Origin of the sequence: Caballeronia temeraria, assembly GCF_001544795.2 — a bacterium.
GTDB lineage: Bacteria > Pseudomonadota > Gammaproteobacteria > Burkholderiales > Burkholderiaceae > Caballeronia > Caballeronia temeraria.
The window spans coordinates 471,373-484,421 of sequence record NZ_FCOI02000001.1 but is presented as its reverse complement, the minus strand read 5'-3'; the positions used below and the strand labels follow the sequence as shown (position 1 = coordinate 484,421).

The following is a 13,049-nucleotide window of genomic DNA, read 5'->3' as shown; positions in this document are numbered from 1 at the left end:
CGTCCTCGCGAAACAGTTCTGCCGGCAGCACGCTTTTCTACACGACGACAAACGCACTATCGGCAAAACTTTCCACGACTTTAGCCAGACGTGAAGATCAAATCAGACAAAACGAAGAGTTTCGAACCGAGGAACAAGGCAACCGGATGACGCGGACAGACGCACGGCAGATCGGGCAGCCGAAATGTTAACGTTTCTTCAACAATTTGGTGTACGGCGACATCCTAAAAATAGGACGATCTTCAGAAATATCTCTGTTTTGCGTCGCCGCAGCGCGCGCCGGCGGTCTGCCGTCGCAACATCAAACTTTCATCGGAACGTGCTTTCATTCGGATCGGAGATGGATAACGGATGGCCTGGAGACCCCTGCCCCGCTTGGGTGCATAGGGTTTTCACGAACCGCTCTCCGAACCCCGATGCTGACAAGTAAGTTCTTGTTTAATATGAGCTTTCCACCGATTGTGCGACGCACAAAAAGCGCTTGACATCCATCGGAATATCTCTAAAATGGGCCTCATGTTGCGACGCACCAATTGCAGTTGCACCTAGCCGGCAAAGGTTCATCGCGCCGGATCTACCCAAACCACGACCCGCGTTGATGGGTCTGCCATCAGGAGCCTGAGATGACGCTGTTGACCCCCGAGCAAATCGCCGCTGCACAGAAAGCCAACTTCGACACGCTGTTCGGTCTGACGAACAAGGCGTTCGAAGGCGTCGAAAAGCTTGTCGAACTGAATCTGCAAGTCGTTAAGTCCACGCTGGCCGAAAGCCAGGAAAACGCACAGCGCGCGCTGTCCGTGAAGGACGCGCAGGAACTGCTCGCGCTGCAAGCCAGCCTGACCCAGCCGGTCGCGGAAAAGGTGCTGTCGTACGGCCGTCACCTGTATGAAATCGCATCGGCTACGCAAGCCGAATTCGCCCGCGTCGCGGAAGCGCAGTACGAAGAGCAGAACCGCAAGGTGCAAACGCTCGTCGACAACGTCGCCAAGAACGCACCGGCTGGTTCGGAAACCGCTGTCGCCGTGATGAAGTCGGCTATCACCGCCGCCAACACGACGTACGAAACGGTTCACAAGGCAACGAAGCAAGCTGTCGAAATCGCTGAAAGCAACTTCAACGCCGCCGCTACGGCTGCGACGAAGGCCGCTACGCAAGCGACCGAGCAAGCTTCGCGCGTCGCCAAGAAGTCGGTTGCCTAAGTTCGCTTCCGGGCTTCTGCCCGGTTGATGCAGCACGAATCACGAAGAACCCGGCCATCGCGCCGGGTTTTTTGTCGTCCGCGTTTTCTCGTTCCGTCAACGAAAAGAGCCAACGAAAAAAGGCGCGCTCCCGTCAAGGAGCGCGCCTTTGCGCTTGGCGAAGGAGGAAAACTTACTTCTTGCGTTGCGGCGGCAGGTCCGTGCACACGCCTTCGTACAACTCGGCGGCCATGCCGACCGATTCGCCGAGCGTCGGGTGCGGGTGGATCGTCTTGCCGATGTCGGTCGCATCCGCGCCCATTTCGATCGCGAGACACACTTCGCTGATCAGATCGCCCGCGTTCAGGCCGACGATGCCGCCGCCGATCACGCGATGCGTCTCTTCATCGAAGATGAGCTTGGTGAAGCCTTCGTCGCGGCCGTTGGCGATCGCGCGGCCCGATGCGGCCCACGGGAACACCGCCTTGCCGAACTTGATGCCTTCGGCCTTGCACTGGTCTTCCGTCTTGCCCGCCCACGCCACTTCCGGATCCGTATAAGCGACGGACGGAATCTGCAGCGCGTCGAAATACGCCTTCTCGCCGTGCGCCGCTTCCGCCGCGACGTGGCCTTCGTGCACGGCCTTGTGCGCGAGCATCGGCTGGCCGACGAGATCGCCGATCGCGAAGATGTGCGGCACGTTGGTGCGCATCTGCTTGTCGACGTTGATGAAGCCGCGATCCGTCACCGCGACGCCCGCCTTGTCCGCGCCGATCTTGCCGCCGTTCGGGCTGCGGCCAACCGCGAGCAGCACGAGGTCGTACCGTTGCGCTTCGCTCGGCGCCTTCTCGCCTTCGAACGTGACGTAGATGCCGTCTTCCCTGGCTTCCGCCTTGGTCGTCTTGGTCTTGAGCATCACGTTCGTGAAGCGCTTGGAATTGAACTTCTCCCAGACCTTCACGAGATCGCGGTCCGCGCCCTGCATCAGGCCGTCGAGCATTTCGACGACATCGATGTCCGCGCCCAGTGTCGAATAGACCGTGGCCATTTCCAGGCCGATGATGCCGCCGCCCACCACGAGCATGCGCTTGGGCAACTGACGCAATTCCAGCGCGCCGGTTGAATCGACGACACGCGGATCATCCGGGAAGAACGGCAGCTTCACGGACTGCGAACCCGCCGCGATGATCGCCTGCTTGAACCTGACGACCTTCTTGCCGTCCGGGCCGTTCACTTCCATGTGGTTCGGATCGACGAAATTGCCGACGCCCGTCACCACCGTCACCTTGCGCGCCTTCGCCATGCCCGCGAGACCGCCGGTCAGCTTCTTGACGACGCCTTCCTTGAAGCCGCGCAGCTTGTCGAGATCGACCTTCGGCTCGCCGAAGCTGATGCCGTGCGCCGCGAGCTCGGCCGCTTCGTCGATGACGAGCGCGGTGTGCAGCAGCGCCTTCGACGGAATGCAGCCGACGTTCAGGCACACGCCGCCCAGCGTCGAATAACGTTCGACGAGCACGGTCTTCATGCCGAGATCGGCGGAACGGAACGCCGCCGAATAGCCGCCGGGACCGGCGCCGAGCACGAGCATGTCGCATTCGACATCCGCCGCGCCCGAATAGCTGCCGGCTTGCGGCGCGGGCGTCGGGGCTGCGGCAGGCGCCGGAGCGGGCGCGGCCTTCTGAGGCGCGGGTGCGGCGGCGCCGGCGGCGCCCTCGAGCGTCAGCACCAGCGTGCCTTCCGACACGTTGTCGCCGACCTTCACCTTCACTTCCCTCACCGTGCCGGCGGCAGGCGATGGCACGTCCATCGTCGCCTTGTCGGATTCGAGCGTGATGAGCGACTGTTCCTTCTCGACCGTATCGCCCGGCTTCACGTGCACTTCGATGACCGGAATGTCCTTGAAGTCGCCGATATCCGGCACCTTCACGTCCTGCACGCCGCCGCCCGAAGCCGCGGCCGGCGCGGGCGCAGCGGCGGGTGCGGGAGCCGGCGAAGGCGCGGCGGCAGCGCCCGCGGCCTCGACCATCGCGATGACCGAGCCCTGGCTCACCTTGTCGCCCTGCTTGACCTTCACTTCCTTGATCGTGCCCGCGACATCGGCGGGCACTTCCATCGTGGCCTTGTCGGTTTCGAGCGTGATGACGCCCTGTTCCTTTTCGATGACGTCGCCGGGCTTGATATTGACTTCGATGACATCGACATCGGAGAAGTCGCCGATGTCGGGTACTTTTAGTTCGACGAGACTCATGTTGTCCCCTAAGAGATATGCGGATGGAACCTCGGGACACACGCCCGAGGTTCCGCCGTCGGCCAGATCAGAAGATCAGAGAATGACGCGACGGAAATCGCCCAGAATCGCCGACAGATAAGCGTTGAAGCGCGCAGCCGCCGCACCGTCGATGACGCGATGGTCATACGACAGCGACATCGGCAGCGTGAGGCGCGGCACGAACTGCTTGCCGTCCCACACGGGCTTCTGATAGCCGCGCGACAGGCCGAGGATCGCGACTTCGGGCGCGTTGATGATCGGCGTGAAGTGCGTCCCGCCGATGCCGCCCAGCGACGAGATCGAGAAGCAGCCGCCCTGCATCTGATCGGGCTTCAGCTTGCCGTCGCGCGCGAGCTTCGACAGTTCCGCCATCTCCTTGGCGATATCCACGAGGCCCTTCTTGTCCGCGTCGCGGATCACCGGAACGACGAGGCCGTTCGGCGTATCGGCCGCAAAACCGATGTGGTAGTACTTCTTGAAGACGAGATTGTCGCCGTCGAGGCTCGCGTTGAAGTCCGGGAACTTCTTGAGCGCCGAGACCACGGCCTTGATGACGAACGCGAGCATCGTGAACTTCACGCCGGCCTTCTCGTGCTCCTTGTTGAGCTTCACGCGCAGCTCTTCGAGCTCGGTGATGTCGGCTTCGTCGTTGTTCGTGACGTGCGGGATCATCACCCAGTTGCGATGCAGGTTCGCGCCCGAGATCTTCTTGATGCGCGAGAGCGGCTTCGGATCGACCGGCCCGAACTTCGTGAAGTCGATCTTCGGCCACGGCAGCAGACCGAGTTCGCCACCGCCGCCGCCAGCCGGAGCGGCCGCCGCGGGCGCCGCGCCCTGACCCGACATCACGCCCTTCACGAACGCGGTGATGTCCTGCTGCGTGATGCGGTTCTTCGGACCGGTGCCGCGCACGCGCGACACATCGACGCCCAGTTCGCGCGCGAACTTGCGCACCGACGGCGATGCGTGGCTCGACGTGCGCGTACCGTCGCCGGCCGGCATCACGGGCGCCTGTGCGAGCGCGGACGGCGCTTCCTTCGGAGCGGGCGCCGGCGCTGCGGGCGCATCCGGCGGCACTTCCTTCTGCGCTGCCGGTGCGGGAGCGGGCGCCGGTGCGGCCGCACCGCCTGCTGCGCCTTCCAGCACGACGATCAGCGTGCCTTCAGAGACCGTATCGCCGATCTTGACCTTCAGTTCCTTGACCGTGCCCGCTGCGGGGCTCGGCACATCCATCGTGGCCTTGTCGGATTCGAGCGTGACGAGCGACTGCTCCTTCTCGACCTTGTCGCCGACTTTCACCGCGATCTCGATGACCGGGATGTCCTTGAAGTCGCCGATATCCGGCACCTTTACTTCGACGGAACCGCCGCCGCTCGCCGCTGGCGCGGCTGCCGGAGCGGGCGCGGGTGCGGGAGCCGCTGCTGCCGGAGCCGGAGCGGGCGCTGCCGCCGCGCCGCCGCCTTCCAGCACGACGATGAGCGTGCCTTCCGACACGTTGTCGCCGACCTTGACCTTCACTTCCTTCACGGTGCCTGCTGCCGAGCTCGGGACGTCCATCGTCGCCTTGTCGGATTCGAGCGTGACGAGCGACTGCTCGGGTTCGACCGTATCACCCACCTTGACCAGCACCTCGATCACGGGGATGTCCTTGAAATCGCCGATGTCCGGCACTTTGACTTCGATCGCTTGACTCATTATTAGTGTCTCCTGGGTTGCACGCGGCCTCTCTCCGCTTCGGAGAGAGGCGCGTCACAACGCACGGGGGCGATGCCTTTAGACGGTCATCGGGTTGGGTTTGGACGGGTCGAGGTTGTACTTCCTGATCGCCTCGGCGACGACCTTGCGCTCGATCGTGCCTTCGTCGGCCAGCGCGTTCAGCGCAGCCAGCGTCACCCAGTAGCGGTCGACTTCGAAGAAGTGGCGCAGCGCTTCGCGCGTATCCGAGCGGCCATAGCCGTCGGTGCCGAGCACCACGAACTTCTGCGGCACGAACGCACGGATCTGATCGGTCAGCGCGCGGATGTAATCCGTCGATGCGATCACCGGACCCTTCGCGCCCGTGAGCAGCTTCGTGACGTGCGCCACACGCTTCTCTTCCGTCGGATGCAGCAGGTTGTAGCGCTCGACCGCCTGACCTTCGCGGGCCAGCTCGGTGAAGCTCGGCACGCTCCAGAGATCGGCGCTGACGCCCCAGTCGTTCTTCAGCAGCTCGGCGGCAGCGATGACTTCATTGAAGATCGTGCCCGCGCCCATCAGCTGGACGTGCGCCTTCGCCGGCGCGTCGGCCTTCTTGAACGAGTACATGCCCTTGATGATGTCCGCGGCAACGGCATCGCCTTGCGGGATCGCCGGATGCTCGTAGTTCTCGTTCATCACGGTGATGTAGTAGTACACGTCCTCCTGTTCCGCGACCATGCGGCGCAGGCCGTCCTGCATGATGACGGCGAGTTCGTAACCGAACGTCGGGTCATAGCTGATGCAGTTCGGAACGGACGCCGCCCACAGCAGCGAATGGCCGTCTTCGTGCTGCAGGCCTTCGCCGTTGAGCGTCGTGCGTCCTGCGGTGCCGCCCAGCAGGAAGCCGCGCGAACGCATGTCGCCCGCGGCCCACGCCAGATCGCCGATGCGCTGGAAGCCGAACATCGAATAGAAGATGTAGAACGGGATCATAATCTCGCCGTGCGTCGAGTACGACGTCGCAGCCGCGATCCAGTCACACATGCCACCCGCTTCGTTGATGCCTTCCTGCAGAATCTGACCCGTTTCCGATTCGCGGTAGAACATCAGCTGGTCGGAATCTTCCGGGATGTACTTCTGTCCGTCCTGATTCCAGATGCCGATCTGGCGGAACAGACCTTCCATGCCGAAGGTACGCGATTCGTCCGGGACGATCGGCACGACGCGCTTGCCGAGCGCCTTGTCCTTCAGCAGGATGTTCAGAATGCGCACGAAGGCCATCGTCGTGGAGATTTCGCGGCCTTCGCCCGTGCCCTTCAACAGCGGCTCGAACGCGGAGAGCGCCGGCACCGGCAGCGATTCCGCCTTCTCGCGGCGCGACGGCAGATAGCCGCCCAGGTCCATGCGCTTCTGGCGCATGTACTCGAGCTCCTTCGAGCCTTCCTCGAACGTGAGGTACGGCACGTCGGCGATTTGCTCATCGGTCAGCGGCAGACGGAACTGGTCGCGGAATTTCTTCAGCGTGTCGATCGGCAGCTTCTTCTGCTGGTGCGTGATGTTCATCGCCTGGCCGTGCTCGCCCATGCCATAGCCCTTGATGGTCTTGGCGAGGATGACGGTCGGCGCGCCCTTCGTCTTGGTCGCTGCGTCGAAAGCCGCGTAGATCTTGTGCGGATCGTGGCCGCCGCGATTCAGGTTCCAGATGTCCTCGTCGGACCAATCGGACACCAGCGCCTTCAGTTCCGGCGTGTTGAAGAAGTGCTCGCGCACGAACGCGCCCGACTCCGACTTGTACGTCTGGTATTCGCCGTCGACGACTTCCATCATGCGGCGCATCAGCGCGCCCGTCTTGTCGCGTGCGAAGAGCGCATCCCAGCGGCTGCCCCAGATCACCTTGATGACGTTCCAGCCCGCGCCGCGGAACTCGCTTTCGAGTTCCTGGATGATCTTGCCGTTGCCGCGCACCGGGCCGTCAAGACGCTGCAGGTTGCAGTTGATGACGAACACGAGGTTGTCCAGACGCTCGCGGCCGGCCATGCCGATCGCGCCGAGCGATTCCGGCTCGTCCGTCTCGCCGTCGCCGAGGAACGCCCAGACCTTGCGGCCTTCGGTCTTCGCCATGCCGCGCGCCGCCATGTACTTCATGAAGCGCGCCTGATAGATCGCCATGATCGGGCCGAGGCCCATCGAGACGGTCGGGAATTGCCAGAAATCCGGCATCAGCCACGGATGCGGATACGACGAGATGCCCTCGCCGCCCACTTCCTGGCGGAAGTTGTTCAGTTGCTTCTCGTTCAGGCGGCCGAGCAGGAACGCGCGCGAGTACACGCCCGGCGACGAGTGGCCCTGCACGAACACGAGGTCGCCGCCGTGCTCTTTCGACGGCGCGTGCCAGAAGTGGTTGAAGCCGACGTCGTAGAGCGTCGCCGCCGATGCGAAGGAAGCGATGTGACCGCCGACGTTCGTGTCCTTGCCCGCGCGCAGCACCATCGCGATGGCGTTCCAGCGCGTGTACGAGCGGATGCGGTGTTCGATGTCCTGATCGCCCGGAATCTTGGCCTGCGAAGCGACGGGGATCGTGTTGATGTACGGCGTGTTGGCCGAGAACGGCAGGTGCTCGCCGTGTACGCGAGCGAATTCGATCTGTTTCTCGATCAGGTAGTGCGCGCGATCAGGACCGACCGCGGAAATCACGCCGTCGAGCGCGTCGAGCCACTCGGCGGTTTCCTGAGGATCGTCGTCCTTGGCGTTGGCGACATATTTGAGAACTTCGTCGGGTACAGCGGACATGCTCGTCTCCTGATGTGAGGAACACTCGATGAGAACCGCCGGCGCACGCCCGCAACAGACACGGAAAGGCGGGCACTGGCCGCGTGCCGGCAATTCTAAAGAGGGTCCAGACCATGACGCAAGGAATTTTTCAAATCATGAGAGTACATCTCACCATGCGAAAAATTGCTGCAACGCACCGTCCGATAAGACTTTTTTGTTCAGATGTTTCTCCTCCTTTTCCTGCAATCGAGCCATCTTTACCGTCTTTTTACGCCAATTAACAATCAGGTGCTGCGTTACAATCGCTTCCATGTTGACCGAACGGCTGATCAAACGCTCGGCGCGAGTCGGGCGAAAGCCGACCGACGCCTCGCCCTCCCGCTGGCACCACGGACCGTGGTGGTCAAACTCCTATTTGCTCACGCCGCTCATTTCGATCCTGGTATTCCTGATCGTCATGAGTCTCATTCTCTGGAGCCTGAACCGGCGCGAGCAGCAGCAGCAGGAAGACACGCTTTATCGCAACGTCGCGTGGGCACAGCAGCAAATCCGCCTGTCCATGACCGGCGCGCAGGAGCAGATTCAGGCGCTCGCGCGCGACATCGCGAGCGGCCACGGCGACCCGCAAACCTTCCAGACCTCGTCCACCGACATCATGCAGGGGCATCCCGAGATCCTCTACATGAACTGGTATACGAGCGAGCATAAGCCGCGCTGGCCCAACACGCCGCTGCCCGTGCTCGGATCGCGTCTCGCGAAACCGAACGACACCCAGATGGACGAGGCCGTGCAGGCCGCCTTCGACGAAGCGCGCACCACCCGCCGCCAAGTCTACTCGCCGTTGCTCTACGACGACCTCGGCAACGGCTACATCACGTTGCAGACACCAGTTTTCCGCGACCGCGAGTTTCTCGGCTCGATCGCAGCGGTGTTTTCCATCGAAGGCATTCTGAAGCACGACATTCCGAGCGAACTGTCGGCGAAGTACAAGATATCCATCACCGACCTGAACAACCGCGAGCTCGCGACCACGTCGAGCCGCCCGCGCCTGCCGCGCGACATGTTCTACGACCTGCCGCTCGACCCGCCCGGACAAGGTCTGTCGGTGCGCGTGTACTCGTATCCGCAGCTCACGAATTTCACCAACAACACGCTCGTGTGGCTCGTCGCCGGTTTGTCGTGTTTCGTGCTGTGGAGTCTCTGGAGCCTGTGGAAGCACACGCGCCAGCGCTTCGAGGCGCAGCAGGCGCTCTACGCCGAAGCGTTTTTCCGCCGCGCGATGGAGAACTCCGTGCTGATCGGCATGCGCGTGCTCGACATGCACGGCCGCATCACGCACGTGAATCCGGCGTTCTGCCGCATGACCGGCTGGGACGAAAGCGATCTCGTCGGCAAGAACGCGCCGTTCCCGTACTGGCCGCGCGACGCGTATCCCGAAATGCAGCGCCAGCTCGACATGACGCTGCGCGGCAAGGCGCCCTCTTCCGGGTTTGAACTGCGCGTGCGCCGTAAAGACGGCTCGTTCTTCCACGCGCGGCTGTATGTCTCGCCGCTCATCGACAGTTCGGGCCGTCAGACGGGCTGGATGTCGTCGATGACCGACATCACCGAACCCAAGCGCGCGCGCGAGGAACTGGCCGCCGCGCACGAACGCTTCACGACGGTGCTCGAAAGCCTCGATGCCGCCGTCTCCGTGCTCGCCGCCGACGAAGCCGAGCTGCTCTTCGCGAACCGCTATTACCGGCATCTTTTCGGCATTCGTCCGGACGGCCATCTGGAGCTCGCGGGCGCCGCGTTCGACGGCGGCTCGCAGAGCTCGTCGTCGGACAGCATCGACATGGTCGACACCTACGCCGGCCTGCCCGCGACCGCGCTCACGGAAAGCTCGGCGGACGCGCAGGAGGTGTACGTGGAAGGCATCCAGAAGTGGTTCGAGGTGCGCCGCCAGTACATCCAGTGGGTCGACGGCCATCTCGCGCAGATGCAGATCGCGACCGACATCACGCAGCGCAAGCAGGCGCAGGAGCTCGCGCATCAGCAGGAAGAAAAGCTCCAGTTCACGAGCCGCCTGATGACGATGGGCGAAATGGCGTCGTCGCTCGCGCACGAGCTGAATCAGCCGCTCGCCGCGATCAACAACTATTGCTCGGGCTGCGTCGCGCTGGTGAAATCCGGGCGCATGACCCAGGAAACGCTGCTTCCGGTGCTCGAAAAGACCGCGCAGCAGGCGGTGCGCGCGGGCATGATCATCAAGCGCATCCGCGAATTCGTGAAGCGCAGCGAGCCCAAGCGCCAGGCGGCGCGCGTCGCGGATATCGTCGCGGACGCGGTCGGTCTCGCGGAGATCGAGGCGCGCAAACGCAAGATCCGCATCGTCACCGAAATCCGCTCGCGCATGCCGGTGATTTACGTCGATCCGGTTTTGATCGAACAAGTGTTGGTCAACCTGTTGAAAAACGCGGCCGAGGCGATGCATGATGCAAAACCACACGCCGTCGATCCGGTGATACGCGTCGTCGTCCAGCGCATGGACGGCGGCTTCGTGTGCATCAGCGTGGTCGACCAGGGTCCGGGCGTGGACGAGGCAACCGCCGAGCGCCTCTTCGAGCCGTTCTACAGCACCAAGTCCGACGGCATGGGCATGGGGCTGAACATTTGCCGCTCGATCATCGAGTCGCATCGCGGACGCCTTTGGGTGGTCAACAACGTCGAAGCGGACGGCCACGTGACCGGCGCGACCTTCCATTGCAGCCTGCCGATCGGCGAGGTGGAAGGCGGTTCGGGCACGGGCGGCACGGATGCGCAGGACGAACATACGAGACAACAAACAGTTACGGGAGAACTATGAGCACAGTCACCACTCAGGAAACCGTCTTCGTCGTCGACGATGATGAAGCCGTGCGTGATTCCTTGCGCTGGCTGCTCGAAGCAAACGGCTATCGCGTTCAGTGTTTCTCCAGCGCGGAATCGTTCCTCGACGTCTATCTGCCGATTTCCCATTCCGGCGCGATCTCCTGCCTGATCCTCGACGTGCGCATGGCCGGCATGACGGGGCTCGAGCTGCAGGAGAAGCTCATCGCCGAGAACTCGCTGCTGCCGATCATCTTCGTGACGGGCCACGGCGACGTGCCGATGGCCGTCTCGACGATGAAGAAAGGCGCGATGGACTTCATCGAGAAGCCGTTCGACGAAGCCGAACTGCGCAAGCTCGTCGAGCGCATGCTCGAAAAGGCGCGCAGCGAAAGCACCAGCGTGCAGCAGCAGCGCGCGGCCGCCGAGCGTCTCGGCAAGCTGACGGCGCGCGAGCATCAGGTGCTCGAGCGCATCATCGCGGGGCGCCTGAACAAGCAGATCGCCGACGATCTCGGCATCAGCATCAAGACGGTGGAAGCGCATCGCGCGAACATCATGGAGAAGCTTTCCGTGAACACCGTCGCCGATCTGCTGCGTCTCGCGCTGTCGAACAAGCCGCAGCAGTAAGCCGCAGCAGTAAGCCGCGGCGCTCCCCTTCGCGGCCGGCATCGACATGCCGGCCGCGCCTTTCCCGGCGCGCTCTCTGGCGAACGCGCCCGCGTCTCCTTCCCTCCGAAGTTCGTTGTCTGCCGAACTGAAAAGTGATATTGGCTGAATCACGCCGGATCACACCCGATTTCCTCGCATCCATCCGGCGACGCGCAACGGTCTCGCAACGTCTTGCACGGGGGATTCGATGTCGAAACGAATTCGTGTCATTGGTTCGCGCATCGGCACACTCAGGGCGATCGCCGTCGCCGCCACGCTCGCCACGATGCCGCTCGTCGCCCTGTATCCGGGCGACGTGCAAGCGCAGAACGCCGCGCCAGCCGGCCAGAAACTCACGAACCAGCAACTCGATGCGCTGACCGCGCCGGTCGCGCTCTATCCGGATGCGCTGCTCGCGCAGGTGCTGATGGCGTCGACGTATCCGTCGCAGATCACCGACGCGGCGGCGTGGTCGAAGGCGAATCCGAACGTCAGCGGCGACGACGCGGTGAAAGCCGTGCAATCCCAGCCGTGGGACCCGAGCGTGCAGTCGCTCGTCGCGTTCCCGCAGGCGCTCGCGACGATGGCCTCCAAGATCGACTGGGTGACGCAGCTCGGCAACGCCTTCATCGCGCAGCCGAGCGATGTGATGGACTCCGTGCAGCGTCTGCGGCGCGCGGCGCAAACCGCGGGCAATCTCAAGTCGAACGAGCAGCAGAAGGTCACGAGCGCGCCGGCGCCGGCGGGCAGCACGACCAGCAGCACCACGGTGATCCAGATCGAGCCGGCCAATCCGCAAGTGGTCTACGTGCCGACTTACAACCCGACGGTCGTGTACGGCACGTGGCCTTATCCGGCGTATCCGCCGGTCTACGTGCCGCCGCCGCCGGGCTATGCGATCGGATCGGCCTTCGTGACCGGAATGGCGTTCGCAACGGGCGTCGCGGTCGTGAATTCGCTGTGGGGCAATTGCAACTGGGGTCACGGCGATGTCAACGTCAACGTGAACCGCTACAACAACATCAACACGAGCAACCGCATCAATGCGAACAGCAATAACGTGCGATGGAACCGCAACGATCCGCAGTTCAACCGGACCAATGTCGCCGCGAACCGGCAGAACCTGAACAACGCGAATCTCGGCGCGAACGGCAACCAGTTCCGCGGCCGCGAGGATGCGCGCGCGCAGGCCGCGCAGACGCTGCAACAACGCACCGGCCAGAATCTCAATCAATCGGCGAGCCAGCGCGCGCAGAGCATCCGCGAAGGCGGCGGCCCGAATGCGCGGACCACGAGCGACCTGCATCAGCGCTCACAGAACGTGAATCGCGACAATGCCCTGCGCGGCGCGGGCGATGGCAACGGCGCGCGGCAGGACATGCAGCGCGGCCAGGCGAGCCGGCAGTCGTTCGCCAATCAGTCGCACGAACGCCCCGGCGCGGGGGGTGGCGGCGTTCAGCGTCAGGCGGGCGGCGGCGGCGGCAATCTGGGCGCGGGCGGAGGCGGTGTGCAACGCGGCGGCGGTGGCGGCGGCGGATTCCACGGCGGTGGAGGCGGAGGCGGAGGCGGAGGTGGTGGCGGGTTCCATCGGGGCGGCGGCGGCGGCGGAGGGTTTCGCCGTTGATGATCGAATCCATCGTCAGACGCCGCCG

General features: G+C 63.6%; 7 protein-coding genes. 4 read left to right on the top strand and 3 right to left on the bottom strand.

Features of this window, described 5'->3' with window-relative positions:
- The first annotated feature begins 623 nt into the window (after positions 1-623).
- On the top strand, positions 624-1,199 hold the full coding sequence (locus AWB76_RS02205; protein WP_014190976.1) for a phasin family protein: 576 nt from the start codon (positions 624-626) through the stop codon (positions 1,197-1,199).
- A 172-nt stretch (positions 1,200-1,371) separates the two neighbouring features.
- Here the strand turns inward: AWB76_RS02205 and lpdA are convergent, their stop codons facing one another.
- The 3 genes from lpdA to aceE all read right to left on the bottom strand — a co-directional run bounded on the left by lpdA (position 1,372) and on the right by aceE (position 7,914).
- Positions 1,372-3,426 (bottom strand): dihydrolipoyl dehydrogenase, encoded by a 2,055-nt coding sequence (gene lpdA / locus AWB76_RS02200; RefSeq protein ID WP_074171273.1) that lies wholly within the window; start codon positions 3,424-3,426, stop codon positions 1,372-1,374.
- Between the two features lie 75 nt (positions 3,427-3,501).
- Positions 3,502-5,142, bottom strand: coding sequence for a dihydrolipoyllysine-residue acetyltransferase (gene aceF, locus AWB76_RS02195; protein WP_061158462.1), 1,641 nt, complete (start codon positions 5,140-5,142; stop codon positions 3,502-3,504).
- A gap of 78 nt (positions 5,143-5,220) precedes the next feature.
- The gene (gene aceE / locus AWB76_RS02190; protein ID WP_061158461.1) at positions 5,221-7,914 is read right to left on the bottom strand and encodes a pyruvate dehydrogenase (acetyl-transferring), homodimeric type; all 2,694 of its coding nucleotides are present in this window, start codon (positions 7,912-7,914) and stop codon (positions 5,221-5,223) included.
- 292 nt (positions 7,915-8,206) lie between these two features.
- On the opposite strand from aceE, the gene fixL reads away from it, so the two are divergent.
- From fixL to AWB76_RS02175, 3 genes are all read left to right on the top strand, one after another.
- Entirely contained in the window at positions 8,207-10,744 is a 2,538-nt protein-coding gene (fixL, locus tag AWB76_RS02185) for an oxygen sensor histidine kinase FixL (protein WP_061158460.1), read from the top strand.
- Positions 10,741-11,376: an oxygen response regulator transcription factor FixJ gene (gene fixJ, locus AWB76_RS02180; protein ID WP_014190971.1), complete on the top strand. Its 636-nt coding sequence runs from the start codon at positions 10,741-10,743 to the stop codon at positions 11,374-11,376. The genes fixL and fixJ overlap by 4 nt, the downstream gene beginning before the upstream one ends.
- 229 nt (positions 11,377-11,605) lie before the next feature.
- A complete protein-coding gene (locus AWB76_RS02175) occupies positions 11,606-13,021 on the top strand; it encodes a DUF3300 domain-containing protein (protein WP_061158459.1) in 1,416 nt (471 codons plus the stop codon).
- Positions 13,022-13,049: the final 28 nt, after the last annotated feature.